We start from the raw sequence: 24,362 nt of genomic DNA, 5'->3' as shown, positions 1-24,362 counted from the left end.
TGCCATTCAAGGAGCTTCACCGTGCGCGTCCAACCCGATGCGGTTTTCGTACCGCTGAACATCGCCGTGCTGACCGTCAGCGACACCCGTACCTACGACAACGACACCTCCGGCGAGCTGCTGGCCAGCCGCTCGGTGGAAGTTGGCCATCGCCTGGTGGCGCGGGCGCTGCTCAAGGACGACCTGTACAAGATCCGCGCCCAGGTGGCGACCTGGATCGCCGATGACGACGTGCAGGTGGTGCTGATCACCGGCGGTACCGGCTTTACCGGGCGTGACAGTACGCCGGAGGCGGTGCAGTGCCTGCTGGAGCGCAGCGTCGATGGCTTTGGCGAACTGTTCCGCGCCTTGTCCATTCTCGATATCGGCAGCTCGACCGTGCAGAGCAGGGCACTGGCGGGGATTTCCAACGGCACCCTGGTGTGCTGCCTGCCCGGCTCGACCGGTGCTTGCCGCACTGCCTGGGAAGGCATTCTGGTGGAACAGCTGGATGCGCGGCATCGGCCCTGTAATTTCGTCAAGCATCTGAAGCCTATCGAAGCCTGCGAAAGCCGGGGTTGACCTGCACCGGCCCTTTCGCGGGTAAACCCGCTCCCACAGGAATTGCGCCCAACCTGAGACCTGTGCTGTACCTGTGGGAGCGGGTTTACCCGCGAAAGGGCCAGTACAGAAAAAGCAATTCGTCAGTTCAATACAAAGTCCACCGGCAGCAACACCGGCGGCAGCGGCTCGACCCCCAGGGCCCCCAGCACATCCCGCTCCACCGTGCGCACCATCGCATCCATCGGCAGGTCGTTCTCATCCCGCCCGAATGGGTCCTCCAGTTCGTTGCCGATCGCATCCAGACCGAAGAAGGTGTAACCGACGATGGTGGTGAACAACGGTGCCAGCCAGCCCAATGGTTCGGCCAGGGCAAATGGCAGCAGCAGGCAGAAGATGTAGATGGTGCGGTGCAGCAGCAGGGTATAGGGGAACGGCAATGGCGAGCCTTTGATCCGCTCGCAGGTGGCCTGCACCTCGGTCAGCCCGGCCAGGCGCTGTTCCAGCAGGGTATAGCGCCATTCGCTGATCTGCCCGTGTTCTGCCAGCTGTGAGCAGCGCGTACCGATAGCGCGCAGGATGCCATCGCACACGTTGTGCGCGGCCACCGGGGCAGTGGCATCCAGCCATGGGCGTGTGGCGTCCACTTCGCTTTCGTTGCGCAGCCGCGCATTCAACCCATGGGCAAACCCGCACAGGCTGCGCAGCAGCTCGGCGCGCAGCTTCTCGTCGGCGATCACCATGCTTTCACGCACGAACGAGCGGGTCTCGATGATCAGCTTGCCCCAGGCCTTGCGGCCCTCCCACCAGCGGTCGTAGCAGGCGTTGTTGCGAAAGCTCATGAAGATCGACAGCGACAGGCCGAGCAGAGTGAACGGCGTGGCGCTGACCGGATAGAAGAATGCCGGGAAATGCCGCTCGACCAGCACGATCAGCGCGGCCAGCAAGGTGACCATCAGGCAGCGCAGGGCAATGCGTTTGACGATCGAACCCTTGAGGGTGAACAGCACGCGCAGCACATCGGGGTGGGGGTGGACGATCATGGAAATCCAGAGGCGGCCGTTCAGCCGCCGGTCATGTTCATGAAGCGCAGGATCTGCACCTCGCCACCGACTTCGAAGTGGTGGCGGTAGGGCTTGAGGTGCAGCGAGTCGCGGATGGCCTTCTCCAGCCGTGCCGCATCGCCGGGGTGGGCGCGCAGTACCTGCTTGAGGTCCATCGAGTGTTCGTTGCCCAGGCACAGCAGCAGGCGGCCCTCGACTGTCAGGCGCACGCGGTTGCAGGTGGCGCAGAAGTTGTGGCTGTGCGGCGAGATGAAGCCGACGCGGGTGTGTGCGGCTTCGGCCAGGCGCCAGTAGCGCGCCGGGCCCTGGGAGGATTCGGTGGATTCGATCAGGGTGAAGTGTTCGGCCAGGCGCTGGCGCACTTCGTCGCTGGAGCAGAACGATTCGCCGCGCTCATGCTCGTTGATCACCCCCAGCGGCATCTCCTCGATGAAGGTGATGTCCAGCTCACGGTCGATGGCGAAGCGCACCAGGTCGACCAGCTCGTGGTCGTTGCGGCCCTTGAGCACAACGCAGTTGAGCTTGGTGCGTTTGAAGCCGGCCTGGCGTGCAGCATCGATGCCGGCGATTACCTGGTCAAGGTCGCCGGTGCGGGTGAGCTGCTTGAAGCGCCCGGCATCAAGGCTGTCGAGGCTGATGTTCAGGCGCGTGACACCGGCGTCGAAAAGGGGCTGGGCCAGGCGCCCGAGCTGCGAGCCATTGCTGGTCATGCACAGTTCGCGCAGGCCGGGCAGGGCGGCGATGCGCCCGCACAGGTCGACGATGCCCTGGCGCACCAGCGGCTCGCCGCCGGTCAGGCGGATCTTGCGGGTGCCGAGGGCGACGAAGCGCTCGGCTACCTGGAACAGTTCTTCGAGGCTGAGGATCTGCTGGCGCGGCAAAAACTGCATGTCTTCGGCCATGCAGTACACGCAACGGAAGTCGCAACGGTCTGTGACCGACATCCGCAGGTAGTCGATTTTCCGGTTGAAGCCGTCGATCAGGGCCCGGCTGTTCTGTTCCACGTTGGCGCTCGAAAGGAAATGGGGGCTACAGGATCCAAGCTATCGCCTGTGGGCAGCCCCGTCAAATTGCTTTCCCCGACCGATTCATCAATGCCCTCTATCACGGCTACAGGCCTTGCATTTCAAGGGTTGGATCGCGTCGCTGCCTTCGCGGGCAAGCCCGCTGCCACAGGGAAATCACAGGGGCCGAGGGCAGTGGTGTGCCTGTGGCAGCGGGCTTGCCCGCGAAAGCGGCGACGCGGTCTGAGGCCATGATCGAAATGGCCTATCAAGGGGTAAGACATTTCGATTGGACGGCACTATCACGGGGTCCATAGGCTGGAAAAAAGCACCGAAGCGTGAGGATGCATCGCATGAGCCAGGACCAACACATCAGGGACTACAAAGGCCCCGCCGCCGGCTGGGGCGCGTTGAAAAGCGTGACCAAGAGCTGGCTGGGCAGCGACAACGCCTTCAAGAACCTGCGGGCCATGCTCAAGACCAACCAGAACGGTGGTTTCGACTGCCCGGGCTGCGCCTGGGGCGAATCGCCGGAAAGCGACATGGTCAAGTTTTGCGAAAACGGTGCCAAGGCGGTGAACTGGGAGGCCACCGGTCGCTCGGTGGACCCGGCGTTCTTCGCCAGGTACAGCGTCAGCGCGCTGCTCGACCAGACCGACTACTGGCTCGAGTATCAAGGCCGTTTGACCCATCCGATGCGCTATGACGCGGCCACCGACCATTATGTCGAAACCACATGGCAAGAAGCCTTCGAACTGGTCGCCCAGCACCTGCGTGCGCTGGACTCGCCTGACCAGGCCGAGTTTTACACCTCGGGCCGGGCCAGCAACGAGGCGGCGTTCCTCTACCAGCTGTTCGTCCGCGCCTACGGCACCAACAACTTCCCCGACTGCTCGAACATGTGCCACGAAGCCAGCGGCGCCGGCATGTCGGAAACCCTCGGGGTGGGCAAGGGCACCGTGGTGTTCCACGACCTGGAGCTGGCCGATGCGATCTTCGTCATTGGCCAGAACCCTGGCACCAACCACCCGCGCATGCTCGAACCGCTGCGCGAGGCGGTCAAGCGGGGTGCCCAGGTTGTGTGCTTCAACCCGCTCAAGGAGCGTGGACTGGAACGCTTCCAGCACCCGCAGCACCCGTTCGAAATGCTCAGCAACGGCTCCGAGCCGACCACCAGCGCCTATTTCCGCCCGGCCCTGGGCGGCGACATGGCGGCCATGCGTGGTATCGCCAAGTTCCTCTTGCAGTGGGAGCGTGAGGCCCAGGCCAAGGGCGAGCCGGCGGTGTTCGACCATGCCTTCATCGCCGAGCACACCAGTGGCGTCGATGACTACCTGGCGGCGGTGGATGCCACCTCGTGGGAACACATCGTCAAGCAGTCGGGCCTGACCCTGGCTGAGATCGAACTGGCTGCGCGCATGTATCGCAAGGCCGAGCGGGTGATCATGTGCTGGGCCATGGGGGTCACCCAGCATCGGCATTCGGTGCCGACCGTGCAGGAAATCGTCAACCTGCAACTGCTGCGCGGCAACGTCGGCAAACCCGGTGCTGGCCTTTCGCCGGTGCGTGGCCACAGTAACGTGCAGGGTGACCGCACCATGGGCATCGACGAGAAGCCCAAGGCAGCGCTGCTCGATGCCATCGAAAAACGCTTCAAGTTCCGTGTGCCGCGTGCCCACGGGCACAATGCGGTGCTGGCGATCAAAGCCATGGAAGAGGGCCAGGCCAAGGTGTTCATCGCCCTGGGCGGCAACTTCGCCCAAGCCACGCCAGATACCCCGCGCACCCACGCGGCGCTGCGCAACTGTGCGCTGACGGTGCAGATTTCCACCAAACTCAACCGCTCGCACCTGGTTACCGGCCGCGATGCGCTGATTCTGCCGTGCCTGGGGCGTACCGAGATCGACATGCAGGGCGAAGGGCCGCAAGGCGTGACCGTGGAGGATACCTTCAGCATGGTGCACATCTCCAATGGCCAGCTGCGCCCGCGTTCGCCGCACATGCGTTCGGAGCCGTGGATCGTCGCCGGCATGGCCAAGGCCACCTTGGGCAACCAGCCGATCGACTGGGAATACGCGGTTGCCGACTACAACCGCATTCGCAGCATGATTGCCGACGTTATCCCGGGCTTTGCCAATTTCAACGAGCGCTTGCAGCACCCGGGTGGCTTCCACCTGGGCAACAACGCGGCCGATCGCAACTTCCGTACGGCCACCGGCAAGGCGCGATTCATGCCTCACTCGCTGCCTGAAGAACTGGTCAACGCCAAGGTGCTGGCGCGGGGCGACAAGCCGGACCTGATCCTGCAGACCATGCGCTCGCACGATCAGTACAACACCACGCTGTACGGGCTCGATGACCGTTATCGTGGGGTATTCGGCCTGCGTGAGGTGGTGTTCGTCAGCGAAGCGGACATCCGCCGCCTGGGCTTCGAGCCGGGCGAGCAGGTGGACCTGGTGTCGCTTTGGGAAGATGGCGTGGAGCGGCGTGTGTCGGGCTTCCGCCTGGTGCCCTATGACATTCCGGATGGCCAGGCAGCGGCGTATTACCCGGAGACCAACCCGCTGGTGCCGCTGGAGAGTTATGGCGAAGGGACTTACACGCCGACTTCCAAGTTCATCGCGATCAAGCTGGAGAAGGCCAAGGCCGGGAACAGGGTCGAGGCGGTGCTGGCGGCTGACTGACCTCGATTGCTGGGGGCCGCTTTGCGGCCCTTTCGCGACACAAGGCCGCTCCTACAGGAAATCGCGTTCCCCTGTAGGAGCGGCCTTGTGTCGCGAAAGGGCTGCAAGGCAGCCCCGGCTATCTATGCACTGGAAAGGCCGTGGTGTATTTCATCTGCTCCATGGCAAAACTGGAGGTGATGTTCGACAGCCCCTCGGTACTGTTGATCAGCTTCTTGTAGAAGCGGTCATACGCAGCGATATCGCCCACTACTACCCGCAGCATGTAGTCCCAGTCCCCGGACATCCGGTAGAACTCCATCACCTCCTCGAACCCCTTGACCGTCGTCGCAAACTGTTCAAGCCAGGCGCTGTCGTGGCGCTGGGTCTTGAGCTGGACGAACACGGTCAGCCCCAGGCCCAGGCGCTCGGGGTCGAGCAGGGCGACACGGCCGAGGATGTAGCCTTCTTCCTCCAGGCGCTTGACCCGCTTCCAGCATGGCGTGGTCGACAGGTTGACCGCTTCGGCCAGGTCCTTGAGCGAGATCGAGGCGTCGCGCTGCAGCAGGGTGAGGATGTGTTGGTCGAAACTGTCCATGGCAGGCGCAAACCATCGAGAAAAATTTTCCCCAGATTACCCCAGGGCTAGGAAAATTTCCTGTACGGGCCGGCATTGCCGCCGCGTCAGGTTGTTGCCATAGTTGCAGGCTTGAATCCTGCCAATGGGCCCGACCATGTCCGACAAGCCGCGTAATTTCGCCACCCGTGCCATCCACGCCGGCGAGCAGTCCAGTGTTGCCGATAACGCCATCTTCCCGCCCATCTACACCGCCAGTTCCTACATCAAGCGCAGCCTCGACGATAACCCCGAATATGCCTATAGCCGTGTTGGCAACCCCACTCGGCATGCCTATGAAAGCTGTGTTGCCGCGCTGGAGGAGGGTGTTGGTGCGGTGGCCTGTGCCTCGGGTGTGAATGCCACCGCCACGGTGCTGGAACTACTGCCCAAGGACGCCCACGTGGTGGTGATGAATGGCGTTTACGGCGGCACCTTCCGCATCCTCGAAGACTACCGCGGGCGCACATCGGGCCTGACCACTACTTATGTCGACCTGAATGACGTCGAGGCCGTGGCGGCAGCGATCAAGCCCGAGACCCAGTTGATCTGGATCGAGTCACCGACCAACCCGCTGCTGCACCTGGTGGATATCAAGGCGGTCTGCGACCTGGCCCGTACCCGCGGCATCCTCACCTGCATCGACAACACGTTCTGCTCGCCGTGGAACCAGCGCCCGATCACCCTCGGTGTGGACCTGGTGATGCACTCGGCGAGCAAGTACATCGGCGGCCATTCCGATCTCACCGGGGGCGTTGTAGTCGCAGCCAATGACCAACTGCTGGCGCGCCTGCGCAAGATCAGCATGGCGGTCGGGGCGATCCAGGGGCCGTTCGACTGCTACCTGGCCCTACGCGGGCTGAAGACCCTGGATGTGCGCATGGAGCGCCAGTGCGCCAACGCGCTGCAGGTGGCGCGCTTCCTCGAAGGCCACCCGCAGGTCGAGCAGGTGTATTACCCGGGCTTGGAAAGCCATCCGCAACATGCGTTGTGCAAGCGCCAGATGCGTGCAGGCGGGGCAGTGGTGGCGATGAAGGTCAAGGGTGCCGACCGCGCAGCGCTCAATCGGCTGGTCGAGACGCTGCAGATCTTCGTGCTGGCCGACTCGCTGGGCGGGGTGGAAAGCATGATCAACCACTCCTGGAGCATGTCGCACAACTCGTTGAGCCCGGCGCAGAAGGGCGAGATGGGGATCAGCGAGAACCTGCTGCGGCTGTCGGTGGGGATCGAGGATTACCGCGACCTGATCGAGGACCTGGATGGGGCGTTGAAGGCTTCAGCGGCTGGCTAGCAAGTAAGCGGTCTTGTAGGAGCGGCCTTTCCGGGGCGCCGGACCGGTCGGAAAGGGCTGCGCAGCGGCCCCCGGGGTTACCGCTCTAATGCAAAGATTGCCGGGGCCGCTTTGCGGCCCTATCGCGACACAAGGCCGCTCCTACAAGGGGCTGTGTATATTTATGCCATTGATCAGGACTTTGGCGGATGGATGATCCGCTCGATCTTGTCCTTGAGCAGCAGCCTTTCCTTGCGCAGGCGGTTGACCGCCTCGTCGTTGGTGCCGTTGGACTCGGCGGCCAGTACCTCCTTGTCCTTGGTGTTGTATTCCTTGTGCAGTTTGTGAAGGTTCTGGTCCTTGTCTATGAGTGCCTGGAATGCGTCAGCGGTAATGTGCAAGTCAGCGAGCAGATCATGCGGAACTGGCATTTCTTCACCTCTGTCAGGGTTGTCGGTAAGGTCCTGACCTTTGAGGATAGACGCCTTTGCGCAGGTGGGGGACTGGGGTAGGCTGTCGCATCCCTTCCCGTGCCTGGAACCTGCGCCATGCCTCACCTGAACCTGGAATACAGTGACAACCTGCGCGCTCTGAATGTCGATGTGCTGCTGCTGCGCCTGAACCACGCCCTGGTCGGCAGTGGCCAGTTTGCCGACGAGGCCGACATCAAGAGCCGGGCCGAGGCCTTCAGGCATTACCGGGTGGGTACCGCACCGGGTGAGCGGGCCTTTGCCCATGTGCGCCTGGCGATACTCAGTGGCCGCTCGCCGGAGGTGAAGCAGCAGTTGTCCGGCAGCTTGCTCGAGGTATTGCGCGAAGCCATCCCGGCGCAGGCTGGCGTGGACATCCAGCTGTGTGTCGAGGTGCTCGACATCGACCGCGAACCCTATGCCAAGCTGCGTCTGCCTGGCTGAACGAACGCTGAATGAAGTTAATTTAATGTAAAAAAATGCATCGGCTTACGAAATTGTTACCGTCTTTTTCACGAAAAATTGATGGTGCGCTTTCTAGAGTCTCGCGACTTTCCCACGGTGCCATCAGGCCTGGGGGTTGATAATTACTCTTGATTGCGAATGCCGATGCTCAACTTCAAATCCCTGCGGACTGAATGGGTCACGCTGTTGGCCAGCGTTTACCTGCTGGTCGGTCTCAACATGTTCCTCTGGGAGCACCTGCAAGAGGTGGTGCCCGCAGGGCTGTCAGGGCTTTGGCTGAGCCTGGCGTTCGCCGTGCTGATGCTGTTCGCGTTCAACCTGGTATTGACGCTGTTCGCCTTCCGTTATGTATTGAAACCGCTATTGATCGTGTTGTTCGTGAGTGGCGCGAGTGCCGCTTACTTCATGAACCAGTACGGCGTACTTATTGATGCCGGCATGTTCCGTAACATGGCCGAGACCAATGTTACGGAAGTGCGCGATCTGATGTCGTTCAAGTTCGCCGCGTATATTCTGTTGCTCGGCGTATTGCCCTCGATATTGCTGTGGAAAGCGCAGATCGCCTACCGCCCGTGGCACCGCGAATTGCTGGGCAAGCTGGTGGTCAGCGGTGCCTGCGTGGTGGCCCTGGGCTCGGTGGCACTGGTCAACTATCAAGGGCTGTCGTCGCTGTTTCGCAACCACCACGAACTGCGCCTGATGCTCACCCCGAGCAATGTCGTCGGCGCGACCATCGGTTACGTCAACGAGCGCGTCGGTACTGCAGCGCGACCGTTCCAGAATTATGGCGAAGATGCCAAGCGTGATGTGGCCTGGCAGAAACACGAGCGCAAGTCGCTGACCGTGCTGGTGGTGGGTGAAAGTGCGCGGGCCGATCACTTCGGCGTGCTGGGCTATGACCGCGATACTACCCCGAACCTTGCCAGGCAACAGGGCTTGCTGAGTTTCTCCGATGTGCATTCCTGCGGTACCGAAACCGCCGTCTCGGTGCCCTGCATGTTCTCTGGCATGAAGCGCAAGGAATACGACGCCCGTGTGGCGAAGAACCGCGAAGGGCTGCTGGACATCCTCCAGCGTGCCGGCCTGGCCGTGCAGTGGCGCGACAACCAGTCGGGCTGCAAGGGCACCTGCGACCGCGTGCAGTTCATCGACGTCAGCAACCTCAAGGACCCGCAGTTGTGCGCCAGCGGCGAGTGCCATGACGAAATCCTCCTGCAAGGCCTGGGCGAGCTGATCGACAACCTCGACAAGGACACCGTGCTGGTGCTGCACCAGATGGGCAGCCACGGCCCCGAGTACTTCAAGCGCTACCCCAAAGGCGGCGAGCGCTTCACCCCGGTGTGCCAGAGCAACGCGCTGAACCAGTGCAGCGAGCAGGAAATCATCAACGGCTACGACAACACCCTGGCCTACACTGACAAGGTGTTGTCCTCGCTGATCGATACCCTGCGCAGCAAGCAGGACAAGGTCGACACTGCGATGATCTACCTGTCGGACCATGGCGAGTCGCTGGGCGAGTACAACCTGTTCCTGCACGGCACCCCTTATGCCATTGCCCCGGAACAACAGAAGCATGTGCCGTTGCTGACCTGGTTCTCCGACAGCTACAAAGAGGACTTCGGCCTCGACACCGACTGCCTGGCCAAGCTCAGCGATGCACCGCTGTCGCAGGACAACCTGTTCCACTCGATGCTGGGCCTGCTGCAGGTGCGCACCGAGGTCTACCAGCAGTCGCTGGACATGTTTGCCAGCTGCCGGCCGTGGTTGGCTGCCCAGCGCTGAGGCCGTTCATCTAAACCAGGGATGGCGCAGGTTTCACCAGCAGGGCCCGCGCCGTATATACTGCGCGCCAATGTTTGTGGGAGAGCCTTGTGGCCATCGAAATTCACTGGATCCGTGACGACCAGACCCTGGCCGAACAATGCCGCAAGTGGCGCGAACTGCCCTTCGTGGCGCTCGACACCGAATTCATGCGGGTCGACACCTTCTACCCGAAAGCCGGCCTGGTCCAGGTCGGTGACGGGCAGCGGGCTTTCCTCATCGACCCGTTGCTGATCGGCGACTGGCAGCCGCTGGGCGAACTGCTCGACGACAGCAGTGTGGTCAAGGTGCTGCACGCCTGCAGCGAAGACCTTGAAGTGCTGCTGCGCCTGACCGGCAAGCTGCCGCAACCGTTGTTCGACACCCAGCTTGCGGCCGGCTACCTGAACCTGGGCTTCTCCATGGGTTACTCGCGCCTGGTGCAGGAAGTGCTGGGCATCGAGCTGCCCAAGGGCGAAACCCGCTCCGACTGGTTGCAACGCCCGCTGTCGGAAACCCAGGTCAGCTACGCTGCCGAAGATGCCGTGCACCTGGCCGAATTGTTTGCTGCCCTGCAGCCACGCCTGTCCGGCGACAAGTACGCCTGGGTGCTGGATGATGGCGCCGAGCTGGTGGCTGCGTTGCGCCGTGAGGTCGAACCCCAGACCCTGTATCGCGACGTGAAGCTCGCCTGGAAGCTGGGCCGCCAGCAACTGGCGGTGCTGCGCGAGCTGTGCGCCTGGCGCGAACGAGAAGCGCGCAGCCGCGACGTGCCGCGCAATCGCATCCTCAAGGAACACTCGCTGTGGCCCATGGCCAAGAGCCAGCCGGACAACCTTTCGGCCCTGGCCAAGATCGAAGAAATGCACCCGCGCACCATCCGGCAGGACGGCGCCTACCTGCTCGAGCTGATCAAGCGCGCCGGCAACCTGCCGTCCGAGCAATGGCCACAGCCGCTGCCTGAGCCGCTGCCGATCGAAGCCGCCGGTATCCTCAAGCGCCTGCGCGCCATCGGCCAGGCCGAAGGCGAGCGCCTGGGGATCGCCCCAGAGCTGATGCTGCGCAAGAAAGCCCTGGAAGCCCTGCTCAAGAGCGGCTACCCCAACGGCCCCTACCAACTGCCCGATTCGCTGCGCGGCTGGCGCCGTGAGCGGATGGGCCAGGCCCTGCTGGACGACCTTGCAGGCGCCGGAGACAAGCAATGAAACGTATCTGCTCGATCTACAAGAGCCCACGCAAGAACGAAATGTACCTCTACGTGCTCAAGGCCGAAGGCCTGGAGCGTGTGCCAGAGGCGCTGCTGCCATTCTTTGGCAAGCCTGTGCACGCCTTCGACCTGGTGTTGACCCCAGAGCGCCAGCTGGCCCGCGAGGACATCACCAAGGTGCTGGAAAACCTCGAAAGCCAGGGCTATCACCTGCAGATGCCACCTGCCGAGGACGAGTACATCGAGCACTTGCCCGAAGAGCTGCTGCGCCGTAACGACCCGGTCTGATCATGCGCGTACTGATCGCTGAGCATGATCATGCTCGATACGCCGAGTTGTTGCGCCAAGCCCTGCCTGAAGTGGAAATCCTGACCAGCGACGACTCCGCCGAACTGGCCCGCCAGGCGCCGCAGTGCCCGGTCTGGCTGGGCCAGCCGGATTTGCTGGCGAGCCTGCTGCGCCAGGGCCACAAGCCGGCATGGATGCAATCGACCTGGGCCGGCATCACGCCGTTGCTGGCCGAGGGCCTGCCGCGTGATTACCGCCTGACCCGCGCCGTGGGCATCTTCGGCCAGGTGATGGCCGAGTACATGCTCACCTACATGCTTGGCCACGAGCGCGAAGTGCTGTCGCGCCTGGTCAGCCAGGTCGAGCGACGCTGGGATGACCGCCCGGGGCGCACCCTGGAGGGGCGCAAGGTGCTGATCGTCGGCACTGGCGATATCGGCCAGCGCGTGGCTGAGTTCCTCGTGCCGTTTGGGGTGACCCTCTACGGCATCGCCAGCAGTGCCCGCGAGCAGGCGCCGTTCGTCGAGGTTGCGGGGCTTGCGGATTTGCCGCGCATGGTCGGGCAGGTGGACTACGTGCTCAACCTGCTGCCGGACACGCCGGCAACCCATGACCTGTATGACGCGGCGCTGTTTAAGTGCTTCCAGCCCACGGCGTTGTTCATCAACGCCGGACGCGGCGCGGCGGTGGTCGATGCCGACCTGGTCGAGGCGTTGAAGGAAGGGCACCTGGCCGGAGCGGTGATCGACGTGTGCCGGCAGGAACCGCTGCCACAACGGCATCCGTTCTGGACCGCCTGGGGGTTGTTGCTGACCGGGCACAGCTCGGCGCCGACCTCACCGGCGGCGATGGTGCGGTTGTTTGCCGAGAATGTGCGGGCGTATGCAGAGGGGCAGGGGTTGCGCGGGGAAGTCGATTTCGCCCGGGGCTACTGATTGTTGATGCCTGTACCGGCTTCTCGCGGATGAATCCGCTCCTACAGGGGCATACGTTTTTTGTAGGAGCGGATTCATCCGCGAGAGGCCGGCACAGCCAACACAAGCCTTACAGGCTGAAATCACCCTCAGCCGCCAATTCGCTCAGCGGCCGGCGCGGGCTCGGCACTTCACGTGCCTGCAGCGCTTCGTCCAGGCTGGCCTTGTCGCCCAGCTTGCCGATCGCCACCATGGCATGCAGTTCATAACCTTCTGGAATCTTCAGCTCCTGGCGCGCCAGTGCCTGGTCGAACCCGGCCATGCCGTGGGTGTGCCAGCCGCTGATGCTGGCCTGCAGTGCCAGGTGGCCCCAGGCGGAGCCGGTGTCGAAGGTGTGCCACAGCGCCGGCTTTTCTTCCGTGGCACCAGGTGCCGCGAAGGTGGTCTTGGAAATGATCAGCACCAGTGCCGAGGCCTGCTGCGCCCAGCTGCGGTTGAACGGCACCAGCAGGTTCAGGTAGCGTTCCCAGCTCGGCGTGTCGCGGCGTGCATAAAGGAAGCGCCAAGGCTGCGAGTTGTAGGCCGATGGCGCCCAGCGTGCCGCTTCGAGGAAGCTCAGCAGGGTCTCTTCGCTGATCGGTTCGGCGGTGAAGGCGCGCGGCGACCAGCGGTTGATGAACTGCTCGTTGATGGCGTAATCGGCAATGCGTGGGGTGGCGCTCATGGCGGCTCCTGCAACTGGATGGCAAAGCACGCACGCTACTGCGTCCGCCCGGCACTGACAAGCGGTCTGGCGTTGCCGAAGGCCAGGCTCTAGACTGGCGCCGCCGCGCGCCGCGGCCTGAAGATGAATGCAGGAAACCCGTGTGATGATCGCTGACAGCGCGCCGTTCTGGCGGCGCAAGACCCTCGAACAACTCAGCCCGCAAGAGTGGGAGTCGCTGTGTGACGGCTGTGGCCTGTGCTGCCTGCAAAAGCTTGAGGACGAAGACGACAACAGCGTCTATTACACGCGCATCGCCTGCAAGCTGCTCGACCTCGATACTTGCCAGTGCAGCGACTACCCCAACCGCTTCGCCCATGTGCCGGACTGCATCCAGCTCACCCCGGGCAAGGCCGACCAGTTCAAATGGTTGCCGAGCACTTGTGGTTACCGCCTGGTCAGCGAGGGCAAGGACCTGCCTGAGTGGCACCATCTGGTCTGCGGTGACCGCAAGCAGGTGCATGAACAGCGCATATCGCAATCGGGGCGTATGCTCAGTGAACATGATGTGGATGAAGACGACTGGGAAGACCACCTGATTTTCCGCGCCAGCTGAACGGCGCACGCACCCCGTCGCCTCTGAGGAACAAGGAGTTTCGCCATGCGTTGCCAGTTGTTGTTGCTCCTCGGGCTTGTGGCCTGTTCGCCGGCCTGGGCGAAAAAAGTCGACCTCGATTACCAGGTGCGTCTGCTGCCTGCCAATGGCCAGGCCGAAGTGCGCCTGACCCTGGCTGAAGGCAGTGCCGTGCGCAGCCTGGATTTCGACCTGGGCAAGGCTGGCGCCTACAGTGGCTTCCAGGCTGATGGCCAGTGGCAGCAACAGGGCGAGCGTGGGGTATGGCACCCGGCGACGGGCAAGACCAGCCTCAGCTACCGGGTGAAACTGGACCAGAAGCTGCGCAGCGGCGCCTACTCCACGCGCATCACCCCGCATTGGGCGTTGTTCCTCGGCGATCAGCTGGTGCCGCCTGCGCGCCTCGACCAGCAGGACGGTACCGAGCTGGTGGCGCGCCTGACCGTCGATTTGCCTGAAGGCTGGAAGAGCATCGAAACGTCCTGGCCACGCATCGGCAAGGACAAGTTCCGTATCGACAACGTGTCCCGCCTGTTCGACCGCCCGACCGGCTGGATGCTGGCGGGCGACCTTGGCAGCCGCCGTGCCCGCCTGGGCGAGACCGACGTTACCGTGGCCGCACCAGTGGGGCAGGGCATGCGGCGGATGGACAGCCTGACGCTGCTGACCTTCGTCTGGCCGCAACTGCAGGCGGTGTTCCCGCGTAACCCGGCCAAGCTGCTGCTGGTTGGCGCCCGTGATGGCATGTGGCGCGGGGCGATGGCGGCCGATGGTTCGATCTACCTGCACAGCAGCCGGCCAATGGTCAGCGAGAGTGGCAGCAGCCCGCTGCTGCGGGAGCTGGTGCAGCTGTTTGCGCAGATTCGTGTGCGAGACAACAGCGACTGGCTGGGCCAGGGCCTGACCGAGTACTACGCCACCGAGCTGTTGCGCCGTGCCGGAGGCATCAGCGACGACCGTTACGAGGTATGGCAGGCTCGCTTGCAGAAGCAGGGCGGCAAGGTCACCCAGCTGCGTGCCGAGCACGCAAGCCCCGCGCAAGTGGCCCGTGGGGTGATGTTGCTGCAGGCGCTGGACAAGGAAATTCGCATCCATACCCAGGCCAAGCGCTCGCTGGACGACGTCACCCGGGCACTGATGCGCCTGCCCAGCGTGAGCACCGAAGAGTTCGTGCAGATCAGCGAGAATGTGCTGGGGCGCCGCTCCGACGTGTTGCAGAGCAAGGCCCTGCACTAGCCTGTACTGGCCTCTTCGCGGGCAAGTCGGGGCGCCGAACCGGCGCTCCCACAGGTTCACCACAGATTTCAAGAACTGTTGGGGTCACTGTGGGAGCGGTTTTACCCGCCAAGAGGCCGGCACAGGCATCACAAGACTCAGCTGCCAGTCAACGGATCTTTCCCGGTCACGGTTACCCCACGGGTAGCCGCCTCGGCACTGGCCCTGAGCACCTCAAGCTCCGCCGCACTGCGCTGTATATCCGAACGCAAACGGTGATACTCCTGCCGATGCCTCAGCCACCAGGCCTTGGTCGAGCAATGCCCGCTGACCCCGCGGGCCACCGCCAGGCCACCCACCACCATCTGCAACAACCCGATCAGGCCGCCGTGGCGCAGCCCCTTGCTGAACATCAGCGCGCCCCCGGCCAGTGAGCCGGCGCGTTCCAGGCCATGGACATTGTGCTCCCGCGACTCCGGGGCGGAATGGATATCGAGCATGGCAAGCCCTCCTTGTGGAATGTAAGCAACTGACCCGACCGCGGCAGCCAGCGTTCATTCGCGGTGCCGGGTGGTCGCGAAGGCTCTGCAATGGGCGCTGCGTACGTATCGATGTCTGGTCCGGTCAATTGCTTGGCGGATACGGGCAACTGAAGCTCGCTCATGCAGGATTAACTTGTCCCCGCGCGAAGCTCATCCACGCTGGGTTTCGACCCAGGAGCTTCACGTCCCCCTCCACAAAAGAACAACAGCAGGGATCAGGATGACAATGACAAGCGCGAGTGGCGCCGGCAATCAGCTGGCGCAAGGCTTCAAGCAGCGCCACGTGACCATGCTTTCCATCGTCGGAGTGATCGGCGCCGGGCTGTTCGTCGGCTCCGGGCACGCCATCGCCGCCGCCGGGCCTTCAGCCATCATCGCCTATGCACTGGCCGGTGCCCTGGTGGTGCTGGTGATGCGCATGCTTGGTGAAATGGCGGTCGCCAGCCCCGACACAGGCTCATTTTCCACCTATGCCGACCGCGCCATCGGGCGCTGGGCCGGCTTCACCATCGGTTGGCTGTACTGGTGGTTCTGGGTACCATCGCCGCCTCGGAATCCAAGGACCCGGCACGCAACATCGCCAAGGCCACCCGCTCGGTGATCTGGCGCATCAGCGTGTTCTACCTGCTGTCGATCTTCGTGATCATTTCGGTGGTGCCCTGGAACGATCCGCTGCTGCCGGTGCAGGGGTCCTACCAGCGTGCGCTGGAAATCATGCACATTCCGTATGCCAAGCTGCTGGTGGACATGGTGGTGCTGGTGGCGGTTGCCAGTTGCCTGAACTCGTCGATCTACATTTCCTCGCGCATGCTCTATTCGCTGAGCAAGCGCGGTGACGCACCGGGCTTTATCCAGCGCACTTCCAAGGTTGGCGTGCCGCGTGCGGCGGTGATCGGCAGCACGCTGATCGGCATGCTGGCGACCATCGTCAATTACTTCGCACCGGCCGAAGTGTTTGCCTTCCTGCTGGCCAGCTCTGGCTCGATCGCCTTGCTGATGTACCTGGCCATCGCCTTCCCGCAGCTGCGCATGCGCGCCATCCTGCAATGTCAGCATGTCGAGATTGCCTTCAAGATGTGGCTGTATCCGTGGCTGACCTATGTGATGCCGCAGCACCGGATGGAAGTGTCGCTGACCCTGGCCTTGGCGCTGGTGATCCTGGTGTTGGGGGTGATTACCAGCCGCCGGCACGAGCGGCGCGAGGCACTCGCGGCGGCCTGATCGCGCTGGTACGACGAACGTTTTTTGCTGGGTTTGAGATCGAGCGCCGCCCGCGCGGCGCATCGCGGATGAATCCGCTCCTACATTTGTTGCAACGTGGCCATGCCTGTGAGGCCATGGTTGTCAGCCTTGTTTGTAAGGCTCAAGACATGCACAAGGCAGGCGACCATGGCCTGTCAGGTTCGGCACGTTGCAACAAATGTAGGAGCGGATTCATCCGCGATGCGCCGCGCGGGCGGCGCTCGGTCGTAAAGGCGCTGAAAAAGCTACGTCTTGTCTGATCTGGATAATTACCTGTCCGGTTTGGAAATGCAGCCTCAAGGGTGTTTAATCACACCCCTGTGATGCCCTCAAACCCTTTAAAACAAAGGCCCCGAGAGATTTCACCGTTCATCGAAAATGCTGTAGACACATTGTCTAACAGTGCCCTATAGTCGTTATACAAATAGTAGACATAGTGCTATGACAACAAAGAAGGCCGCCATGAAAGCCACCGTCCAACCACTCGCTGCTGAGGTGCCGCAGGACCGTAAAACCGTCCTTGCCGAAGCGCTGCGTCGCCGGATCCTCAGCATGGAACTGGCCCCTGGCGCGGTGGTGGACGAACTGGCACTGTGCGACGAATTTGGCCTGTCGCGCCCCCCGGTCCGTGAGCTGCTGCGCCAGATAGCCGCCGAAGGCTACATCGAGCTGGAGGCCAACCGCGCGCCACGCGTCGCGGCGATGAACCACGAATCGCTGCACAGCTTTTTCGTTGCCGCGCCGCTGGTCTACGTCGCCACCACCCAGCTGGCTGCAACCAATGCCACGCCAGCAGAAATCGAAACGCTCAAAGGCATCCAGGCCCAGTTCCGCCAAGCCATCGAAGAGCGTGACGTTGAAAACCGCGTGCTCTACAACGACGCCTTCCACCTGGAAATCGGCAAGATGGCGCACAACGACTACCTGTTGCCGAGCCTGCGTCGTCTGCTGATCGACCATGCCCGCCTGGGCAAGATCTTCTACCGCCATCCGACCACCGACGACATGCAGTGTGACCTCGAAGTCGCCTGCGACCAGCATGACCAGATGATCGAAGCCATCGAGCGCCGCGACCCACAGGCCGCTGGCCAGCTGGTGCGCGAGCACTTTGAGCTGTCGCGTCGGCGCATGGCCGAATACGCCGCGCCGCAAGGGTTGGATGTACCGATTCAGATATGAAATTCCCGGTCGCCGCCACCCGCGCTGACCACCCGTCAAAAACGAGAACCAGGTTAGTGACATGACAAGAATAAGTTCGTTACCTGCCGATGATGCCACCTGTGGTTGGTATCACCTGAGCAAGCCCCGCACGCCGAGGCCGGCCCACAGTGGCCACAGCCAGGCGCGCTGGGTGGTGGTCGGCGCAGGTTTCACCGGCCTGGCGGCTGCACGCCAGCTGGCAACGAACTTCCCGAACGACGAGATCGTGCTGATCGAGGCCCAGGAGGTCGGTTTCGGCACTTCCGGGCGCAACGCCGGTTTTGCCATCGACTTGCCGCACGACATTGGTGCCGAGGACTACATCGGCGACATCGACATCGCCAAGACCGTGCTCAAGCTCAACCTGGGCGGCCAGTCGTACCTCAAGGAGCTGATCGAGCGCTACGACATCGAGTGCCAGTTCCGCCATTGCGGCAAGTACCAGGCTGCCATCGAAGGCCGCGGCATCGCGGTGCTGGATGCCTACCGCCGTGGCCTGGACAAGTTGGGCCAGCCCTATGAAGTGATCGAAGGCAGCGACCTGCCAGAGCACATCGGCACACACTTCTACCGCAAGGGGCTGTTCACCCCCGGCACCGCACTGCTGCAGCCATCGGCATTGGTGAAAGGCCTGGCCGACAGCCTGCCAAGTAACGTTTCCCTCTATGAGCACACACCGATCACCGACGTCGAGTACGGTGACAAGGTGCTGCTGCGCCATGCCAACGGCACGATCACCGCTGACAAGCTGGTGCTCACCACCAACGCTTTCGGCATGAGCTTCGGCTTCCTCAAGGGCCGCATGCTGCCAGTGTTCACCTACGGCAGCATTACCCGCCCGCTGACCGAGGACGAACAGGCGCGCCTGGGTGGCAAGCCGTACTGGGGCGTGATCCCGGCCGACCCGTTCGGTACCACCATGCGCCGGACCGTCGACAACCGCCTGCTGATCCGCAACAGCTTCAGCTACAACCCGGACGGGCGCAGCAATCGCAAATACCTGGAGCGCTTCGTAGAGCGCCATCGCGAATCCTTTGCCCGGCGCTTCCCGATGTTGCCCGGTGTGAACTTCGAATACACCTGGGGCGGTGCACTGGCGTTGTCGCGCAACCATATGGGCTTCTTTGGCAAGTTGGCGCCGAACGTGGTCGGTGCATTGTGCTGCAACGGCCTGGGCGTTACCCGTGGCACCGTCACCGGCAAGTTGCTGGCTGACTGGCTGGCAGGCGACAAGAACGAACTGATCGAGTTTCTGCTCAATGCCCCAGGGCCTTGTGCGAACCCACCGCAGCCCCTGGTTTCCCTGGGCTTGAACGCTAACCTGATGTGGGGGCAGTTCCGCGCTGGCAAGGAAAGCTGATCGTTAGCTGAAGTTGCAAGAATGCTTTGTTAAGCCGGTTGTATTTAACCGGCACGGGCACCCTTTGCCCGAATTTTATGATCGGGATGCGTAGTCCGGTCACTCGGAGCTGAATGCAGTTTTCAGTTTCGCGGACACGCTCGCCTTGAAAATGTGCAGGCAAGAAGTGGTAGGAACAACAATGACAAGTCCGAATATTTCGATTGAAGATGTACCGATCAACAACTTCCACCAGTTGCTGACCTTGCGTTCCGGTGGCGGTTCGTTCGTCGATGGTTATGTGCTGAGTATCATCGGCGTGGCCATGGTGCAGATGTCCGCTGGCCTTGAGCTGACCAGCTTCTGGCAGGGCATGATCGCCGCCTCGGCGCTGATTGGCATTTTCTTTGGCGGCTTCTTCGGTGGCTGGCTGACCGACCGCCTGGGCCGCAAACGGGTGTTCTTCGTCGGCCCGATCCTGTTCATGCTGGCTTCGGTCGCGCAGTTCTGGGTGGAGTCGGCACTGGCCCTGTTCCTGTTGCGCTTCGTCATCGGCATCGCGGTGGGCATCGAGTATCCGGTGGCGACTTCGCTGCTGGTCGAGTTCCTGCCCAAGAAGAACCGCGGGCCACGCCTGGCCACCCTGACCGTGCTGTGGTTCGCCGGTGCTGCCACAGCCTACATGGCCGGTGAAGCGATCCTGCGTCACGGCGGCGACGATGCCTGGCGCCTGGTGCTGGCCAGTGCCGCGGTGATTGGCGCGCTGCTGTTCGCCATCCGCCTGGGTACCCCTGAATCGCCGCGCTGGCTGATCAGCAAGGGCCGTTCGGCCGAGGCCGAGCAGGTGATCAAACAGGTGTACGGCAACGGCTTCAGCCTGAAGAACCTGCCCGAGGAACCCAAGACCCGCAAGCTGTCGTTCTTCAGCCTGCTGCACTCCGGCTACGGCAAGCGCATGTTGTTCGTCACCATGTTCTGGACCTGCTCGGTGATCCCGGTGTTCGCCGTTTACGCCTTCGCTCCGAAAGTGCTGGGTGCGCTGAACCTGAAAGGCGACTGGGCGGCGATCGGCTCGGTGGCCATCACCTGCCTGTTCGTGGTCGGCTGCATCATCGGCACCCGCCTGCTGAACACCCTCGGCCGGCGCACCACGCTGCTGCACAGCTTCTTCTGGTCGGGGCTGGCGCTTCTCGGCCTGGGCGCCTTCAGCAATGGCAACGAGATGCTCATCCTCGTGCTGTTCGGTGCCTACGCCCTGTTCATTGGCGGCGCCCAGGTACTGCAGCTGGTCTACCCGAACGAACTGTTCCCCACCGAAATCCGTGCTGGCGCCGTGGGCGTAGGCACCTCGATGTCGCGCATCGGCGCCGCAGTCGGCACCTGGCTGGTGCCTATCGCCCTGGATAGCTATGGCATTGGCGCGACCATGTACGCCGCTGCCGCCGTGACCTTCGTCGGCCTGGCCTTCTCGGTCGCCCTGGCCCCGGAAACCCGTTCGCTGAACCTGCAACAGGCCGCTTCGCTGGGCTGATTCGACTGACAACCCGCCACGGCATCGATCCGCCGTGGCCTTTACAACACTGAGCAACGCACTGGAGAACCTACCGTGAAATTCGAAGGCATCTACACCCCGGCAATCACTCCGCTGGCTGCGGACGGCTCGATCGACAAGGCGGCGTTCGCCGAAGTGCTCGAATACCTGGTCGAGTCGAAGATCCACGGCGTCATCATCGGCGGCTCTACCGGCGAGTACTACGCCCACACCACCCAGGAGCGCATCGAGCTGGCCGCCCAGGCCAAGGACGTGCTCAACGGCCGCCTGCCACTGATCGTCGGCACCGGTGGCATCCGCACCGAAGACGCCGTGGCCTTCGCCCAGCACGCCAAGGAAATCAAGGCCGATGCGCTGCTGGTCGGCACCCCGCCGTACGCGCTGCCGACCCAGCAGGAAATCGCCCTGCACGTCAAAGCGGTCGACGCTGCCGCCGGCCTGCCGATCATGCTCTACAACTACCCAGGCCGCATGAGCGTCAGCATGGGTGAGGCGTTCTTCGACGCCGTGGCCGACGTGAAGAACATCGTCGCCATCAAGGAAAGCTCCGGTGACATGGCCCAGCTGCACCGCCTGGCCATCAAGCGCCCGAACATCCAGCTGTCGTGCGGTTGGGACGACCAGGCCCTGGAGTTCTTCGCCTGGGGCGCCAAGAGCTGGGTCTGCGCCGGTTCCAACTTCATCCCGCGCGAGCACGTGGCCCTGTACGAGGCCTGCGTGATCGAGAAGAACTTCGACAAGGGGCGCAAGATCATGGCCGCCATGATGCCGCTGATGGACTTCCTCGAAGGTGGCAAGTTCGTCCAGTCGATCAAGTACGGCTGTGCCCTCAACGGCCTGAGCACCGGTGGCGTGCGCAAGCCGCTGTACGACCTCGACGCCGCCGAGAAGCAAGAGCTGCAGCGCGTGGTCAGCGAACTCAAGGCCACCATCGCCCAGATCAAATAAGGAGGCCGGAAAAATGGCTGAATTGCTGAGCAAGGAACAATACGCGGCCATCGCCGCCGACCTGCAACTGCGCACCCAGGCGTTCATCGACGGCGAGTTCCGCGATGCCATCTCTGGCCGAACCTTCGTCACCACCAACCCGGCCACCGGCAAGCAACTGGCCGAGGTCGCCGCCTGCGACGTCAACGACGTCAACGTCGCCGTGGCCGCTGCAAAGCGTGTGTTCGAAGAAGGCACCTGGTCGAAGATGCAGCCCAACGACCGCAAGCATGTGCTGCAGAAATTCGCGCAGCTGCTGGAAGACAACGCCCACGAACTGGCGGTGCTCGAAGCGCTGGACAGTGGCAAGCCGGTCAGCGAGTGCCAGAGCGTCGACGTGCCGGAGACCATCCACACCATTCGCTGGCATGCCGAGTTGATCGACAAGATCTACGACGCCACCGCCCCGACCGGCAACGCTGCAGTGACCATGGTGGTGCGTGAAGCCATCGGCGTGGTCGGCCTGGTGCTGCCGTGGAACTTCCCACTGCTGATGCTGGCCTGGAAGATCGCCCCGTCGCTGGCCGCCGGTTGCTCGATCGTGGTCAAGCCGGCCAAGGAGACCACGCTCAGCGCCCTGCGCGTGGCCGAACTGGCCCATGAGGCGGGCATTCCTGCTGGCGTGTTCAACCTGGTGCCTGGCGGTGGCCGTGAAGTAGGTGAGGCCATCGGCCGTCACATGGACATCCCGATGGTCAGCTTCACTGGTTCCACCGACACTGGCCGCCTGTTCCTGAAATACGCTGCCGAGTCCAACCTCAAGCGCATCGTGCTGGAGCTGGGCGGCAAGAACCCGGCTGTGGTCATGAACGACTGCGAAGACCTCGATGAAGTGGCCCAGTTCGTCACCGCCGGCGCGTTCTGGAACATGGGTGAGAACTGCTCGGCATCGTCGCGCCTGATCGTCCACAAGGACGTCAAGGACGAGCTGCTCGGCCTGATCGCCAAGCACCTGAAGGACTGGAAGCTGGGCGATCCCCTCGACCCGGAAAACCGCCTGGGCGCGATGGTCAGCAAGTCGCACTTCGAGAAGGTGAAGTCGTATCTGGAATACGCTGCCGAGCAGAAACTCAGCATCGTTCAAGGTGGCGAGACCGAGGAAGGCGTGTTCGTGCAGCCGACCATCGTCGACAACGTTGGCCGCGACAACAAATTGTTCGTCGAGGAAATCTTTGGGCCGGTGCTGAGCGTGACCAGCTTCGAAACCATTGATGAGGCCATCGAACTGGCCAACGACACCGTTTACGGCCTGGCCGCTTCGGCTTACACCGGCAGCCTGCGCAATGCGCTGCGCCTGTCGCGTGAAATCCGCGCGGGCGTGGTGACGGTCAACTGCTTCGGTGAAGGTGACGTGACCACGCCGTTCGGTGGCTACAAGGAGTCTGGCTTCGGTGGGCGCGACAAGTCCATCTGGGCCCACGACCAGTACACGGAGCTGAAGACCATCTGGATCAACGCTTCGTGACCTGAGCAAGACCGGTGCTGTTCTGACGGAGCTCAGCACCAGCCGGCCGTTTTGTGATGGCAGGGCCAGCCTCTTCGCGGGTAAACCCGCTCCCACAGGAACTGCACAAGCCTTGAAGTCTGTGAGTTCCTTGTGGGAGCGGGTTTACCCGCGAAGAGGCCGGCCCTGCCAACGCAAGGCGGCCTTTTTATTTGAATTTGGGCCCAGATCGGGTGTTCAAGCCCTTGGCCATGCGGTCATACAGCACCACGTTCACCGTCGCCGCGAGGTTCATGCAGCCTTCGGTGGGGATGTAGATGGTCTCTTCGCACCACCCGCGCACTTCCTCGCTCAACGAGCCATCCTCAGGCCCGAAGATATAGATCGCCCGGTCCGGGTGGGTGTATTCCGGCAGCGGCCGTGCGCCGTCCACCAGCTCCACCGCCACCGGCGTGCAGCCCAGGGGAATGATGCGCTGCAGGTCGTCGATGCCGATCAGCGGTATGTCGTAGTGCACCCGCTTGGTGTCGGTGACGAAGTCACGCGCGCGCTCATAGCGCTTGCCGGTGTAGAACACCGAGTTGACGCCGTAGCAACCCGCTGCGCGCATCACCGAACCGACGTTCTCCGCAGACTTGGGGTTGAACAGGCCGATGCAGCTGTACCGTTTGTTTGCCACGTGCCGGGGCCCTTCGTGAAAAAAAGAGCGCGATTATACGGGCTTGCCGGCAGCAGCGGGGTGTTGCAGCGACAGGAGTCGTGGCGGTCAGTCTTTTTTCAGCATGCCCGCCAGCCCGGCGAACGGGTTATGGGTGGCCTTGGCGATGCTCGGGGTGCTGGTCGAGCCTTCGCTGAAATACTGCTGGTCGGTGTAGCGCGAGTGTTCGTTGTCGTGGCAGTACAGGCACAGCAGCTCCCAGTTGGAGCCGTCCTGCGGGTTGTTGTCGTGGTTGTGGTCACGGTGGTGCACGGTCAGCTCGCTCAGGCGCTTGCCGGCGAATTCGCGGGCGCAACGGCCGCACACGTGCGGGTACATTCTCAGGGCTTTGTCGCGGTAGCCCATCTCCTTGTCGCGCTTGGCGTCGGCGAGGATGCGGTCGAGGCGGGCGGTGGCGGCGGAGGTGGAAGCCGAACTCATGGTGTTTCCTTTGTTCTGATCAGGCAGGTGACGGTTATGCCATTGAGTCTAGCGCGCTTGCGGGG

General features: G+C 62.9%; 23 protein-coding genes and 1 pseudogene. 16 read left to right on the top strand and 8 right to left on the bottom strand.

Annotation, left to right across the window (positions count from 1 at the left end; genetic code table 11):
• The first annotated feature begins 21 nt into the window (after positions 1-21).
• On the top strand, positions 22-561 hold the full coding sequence (gene moaB, locus BUQ73_RS19530; protein ID WP_027918642.1) for a molybdenum cofactor biosynthesis protein B: 540 nt from the start codon (positions 22-24) through the stop codon (positions 559-561).
• 122 nt (positions 562-683) lie between these two features.
• On the opposite strand, the gene BUQ73_RS19525 is transcribed toward moaB, so the two are convergent.
• The gene (locus BUQ73_RS19525; protein ID WP_079229307.1) at positions 684-1,583 is read right to left on the bottom strand and encodes a bestrophin family protein; all 900 of its coding nucleotides are present in this window, start codon (positions 1,581-1,583) and stop codon (positions 684-686) included.
• Positions 1,584-1,603: 20 nt separating this feature from the next.
• Positions 1,604-2,608 carry a GTP 3',8-cyclase MoaA gene (gene moaA / locus BUQ73_RS19520; RefSeq protein WP_079229306.1) on the bottom strand — a complete coding sequence of 335 codons (1,005 nt, stop codon included), beginning with the start codon at positions 2,606-2,608 and terminating at the stop codon, positions 1,604-1,606.
• 353 nt (positions 2,609-2,961) lie between these two features.
• Between moaA and BUQ73_RS19515 the strand changes: the two genes are divergently transcribed.
• Complete coding sequence (locus BUQ73_RS19515) at positions 2,962-5,292, top strand: FdhF/YdeP family oxidoreductase (RefSeq protein ID WP_079229305.1); 2,331 nt, start codon at positions 2,962-2,964, stop codon at positions 5,290-5,292.
• A 118-nt stretch (positions 5,293-5,410) separates the two neighbouring features.
• Here the strand turns inward: BUQ73_RS19515 and BUQ73_RS19505 are convergent, their stop codons facing one another.
• Positions 5,411-5,869 (bottom strand): Lrp/AsnC family transcriptional regulator, encoded by a 459-nt coding sequence (locus BUQ73_RS19505; protein WP_079229303.1) that lies wholly within the window; start codon positions 5,867-5,869, stop codon positions 5,411-5,413.
• 124 nt (positions 5,870-5,993) lie between these two features.
• Between BUQ73_RS19505 and BUQ73_RS19500 the strand changes: the two genes are divergently transcribed.
• Positions 5,994-7,178: a trans-sulfuration enzyme family protein gene (locus BUQ73_RS19500; RefSeq protein ID WP_079229302.1), complete on the top strand. Its 1,185-nt coding sequence runs from the start codon at positions 5,994-5,996 to the stop codon at positions 7,176-7,178.
• Positions 7,179-7,351: 173 nt separating this feature from the next.
• On the opposite strand, the gene BUQ73_RS19495 is transcribed toward BUQ73_RS19500, so the two are convergent.
• Positions 7,352-7,588, bottom strand: coding sequence for a YdcH family protein (locus BUQ73_RS19495; protein WP_079229301.1), 237 nt, complete (start codon positions 7,586-7,588; stop codon positions 7,352-7,354).
• 117 nt (positions 7,589-7,705) lie between these two features.
• Here BUQ73_RS19495 and BUQ73_RS19490 point away from each other — a divergent pair, with 117 nt between their 5' ends.
• From BUQ73_RS19490 to BUQ73_RS19470, 5 genes are all read left to right on the top strand, one after another.
• Entirely contained in the window at positions 7,706-8,071 is a 366-nt protein-coding gene (locus tag BUQ73_RS19490) for a 5-carboxymethyl-2-hydroxymuconate Delta-isomerase (protein WP_027918649.1), read from the top strand.
• A 165-nt stretch (positions 8,072-8,236) separates the two neighbouring features.
• Complete coding sequence (locus tag BUQ73_RS19485; protein ID WP_079230594.1) at positions 8,237-9,874, top strand: phosphoethanolamine transferase; 1,638 nt, start codon at positions 8,237-8,239, stop codon at positions 9,872-9,874.
• 89 nt (positions 9,875-9,963) lie between these two features.
• Complete coding sequence (rnd, locus tag BUQ73_RS19480) at positions 9,964-11,097, top strand: ribonuclease D (RefSeq protein WP_079229300.1); 1,134 nt, start codon at positions 9,964-9,966, stop codon at positions 11,095-11,097.
• Complete coding sequence (locus tag BUQ73_RS19475) at positions 11,094-11,387, top strand: YcgL domain-containing protein (RefSeq protein ID WP_027918652.1); 294 nt, start codon at positions 11,094-11,096, stop codon at positions 11,385-11,387. Before rnd ends, BUQ73_RS19475 begins: the two co-directional genes overlap by 4 nt.
• Before the next feature lie 2 nt (positions 11,388-11,389).
• On the top strand, positions 11,390-12,322 hold the full coding sequence (locus tag BUQ73_RS19470; protein ID WP_079229299.1) for a D-2-hydroxyacid dehydrogenase: 933 nt from the start codon (positions 11,390-11,392) through the stop codon (positions 12,320-12,322).
• A gap of 109 nt (positions 12,323-12,431) precedes the next feature.
• On the opposite strand, the gene BUQ73_RS19465 is transcribed toward BUQ73_RS19470, so the two are convergent.
• Entirely contained in the window at positions 12,432-13,025 is a 594-nt protein-coding gene (locus tag BUQ73_RS19465; RefSeq protein WP_079229298.1) for a nitroreductase family protein, read from the bottom strand.
• Between the two features lie 145 nt (positions 13,026-13,170).
• On the opposite strand from BUQ73_RS19465, the gene BUQ73_RS19460 reads away from it, so the two are divergent.
• Positions 13,171-13,620: a YcgN family cysteine cluster protein gene (locus tag BUQ73_RS19460; protein ID WP_060510309.1), complete on the top strand. Its 450-nt coding sequence runs from the start codon at positions 13,171-13,173 to the stop codon at positions 13,618-13,620.
• 45 nt (positions 13,621-13,665) lie between these two features.
• Complete coding sequence (locus BUQ73_RS19455) at positions 13,666-14,874, top strand: hypothetical protein (RefSeq protein WP_079229297.1); 1,209 nt, start codon at positions 13,666-13,668, stop codon at positions 14,872-14,874.
• A gap of 137 nt (positions 14,875-15,011) precedes the next feature.
• Here BUQ73_RS19455 and BUQ73_RS19450 read toward each other — a convergent pair whose 3' ends face one another.
• Entirely contained in the window at positions 15,012-15,353 is a 342-nt protein-coding gene (locus BUQ73_RS19450) for a DUF2892 domain-containing protein (RefSeq protein WP_079229296.1), read from the bottom strand.
• A gap of 262 nt (positions 15,354-15,615) precedes the next feature.
• Between BUQ73_RS19450 and BUQ73_RS19445 the strand changes: the two are divergent.
• The 6 genes and pseudogenes from BUQ73_RS19445 (at position 15,616) to BUQ73_RS19420 (ending at position 23,180) form a co-directional block, all read left to right on the top strand.
• Positions 15,616-16,616: pseudogene (locus BUQ73_RS19445) on the top strand (amino acid permease).
• Positions 16,617-17,099: 483 nt separating this feature from the next.
• The gene (locus tag BUQ73_RS19440) at positions 17,100-17,816 is read left to right on the top strand and encodes a GntR family transcriptional regulator (protein ID WP_079229295.1); all 717 of its coding nucleotides are present in this window, start codon (positions 17,100-17,102) and stop codon (positions 17,814-17,816) included.
• Between the two features lie 61 nt (positions 17,817-17,877).
• Positions 17,878-19,197: an NAD(P)/FAD-dependent oxidoreductase gene (locus BUQ73_RS19435; RefSeq protein WP_079229294.1), complete on the top strand. Its 1,320-nt coding sequence runs from the start codon at positions 17,878-17,880 to the stop codon at positions 19,195-19,197.
• A 181-nt stretch (positions 19,198-19,378) separates the two neighbouring features.
• The gene (locus BUQ73_RS19430; RefSeq protein WP_079229293.1) at positions 19,379-20,707 is read left to right on the top strand and encodes an MFS transporter; all 1,329 of its coding nucleotides are present in this window, start codon (positions 19,379-19,381) and stop codon (positions 20,705-20,707) included.
• A 75-nt stretch (positions 20,708-20,782) separates the two neighbouring features.
• Entirely contained in the window at positions 20,783-21,676 is an 894-nt protein-coding gene (locus BUQ73_RS19425; RefSeq protein ID WP_079229292.1) for a dihydrodipicolinate synthase family protein, read from the top strand.
• A gap of 13 nt (positions 21,677-21,689) precedes the next feature.
• A complete protein-coding gene (locus BUQ73_RS19420; RefSeq protein WP_079229291.1) occupies positions 21,690-23,180 on the top strand; it encodes an aldehyde dehydrogenase in 1,491 nt (496 codons plus the stop codon).
• A gap of 187 nt (positions 23,181-23,367) precedes the next feature.
• Here the strand turns inward: BUQ73_RS19420 and BUQ73_RS19415 are convergent, their stop codons facing one another.
• Positions 23,368-23,838, bottom strand: a complete 471-nt coding sequence (locus tag BUQ73_RS19415; protein WP_079229290.1) for an RNA methyltransferase — start codon at positions 23,836-23,838, stop codon at positions 23,368-23,370.
• Positions 23,839-23,925: 87 nt separating this feature from the next.
• Positions 23,926-24,297, bottom strand: a complete 372-nt coding sequence (locus BUQ73_RS19410; RefSeq protein WP_027918660.1) for a YajD family HNH nuclease — start codon at positions 24,295-24,297, stop codon at positions 23,926-23,928.
• Positions 24,298-24,362 lie beyond the last annotated feature (65 nt).

The sequence above is a fragment of the Pseudomonas putida genome, assembly GCF_002025705.1.
GTDB classification, from domain to species: Bacteria; Pseudomonadota; Gammaproteobacteria; order Pseudomonadales; family Pseudomonadaceae; genus Aquipseudomonas; species Aquipseudomonas putida_J.
This window is presented reverse-complemented; position numbering and strand designations above follow the sequence as displayed.